Source organism: Microbacterium umsixpiens, assembly GCF_053543675.1.
The window spans coordinates 21,788-22,176 of sequence record NZ_JBLVOH010000045.1; the positions used below are offsets into that span (position 1 = coordinate 21,788).

General features: G+C 75.6%; 1 protein-coding gene. It reads right to left on the reverse strand.

Annotated elements, in window-relative coordinates; all coding sequences use genetic code 11:
• Window positions 1–54: 54 nt before the first annotated feature.
• On the reverse strand, window positions 55–389 hold a 335-nt coding region (locus ACNPM4_RS05165; RefSeq protein WP_448984927.1), incomplete at its 5' end, for an ROK family protein.

Sequence of the window (389 nt, forward strand, 5' to 3'; positions counted from 1 at the left end):
CGGCAAGAACCCGTGCGCTCGGCGGGATGCGATGCGCACTCGGAGTGCGGCGCGTCAGACGAGGGCGCGCTGGCGACGGAGCGCGGTCAGCACGGCGCCGTTCGCCCCGGCCCACTCGCCGAGCGTGGCCGGCACGATGGGCGGAACCCGGTGGAACGAGGCGCGCTCGCCGACGTAGCGCGCAGCGAGCGTCACGAGCTGGTGCGGCGCCTGAGCGAGCCCGCCGCCGATCACGATGCACCCCGGATCGACGAGGGCGCACAGGGTGAGGATCGCCTCTGCGAGCGCCGACGACGCCCGTTCCACGATCGCGGTGGCCACGGCATCGCCGCTGCTGCTCGCCGCCAGCAGCCCCTCCGGACCGCCCTTTCCGCCGACCGCGGCCCAGG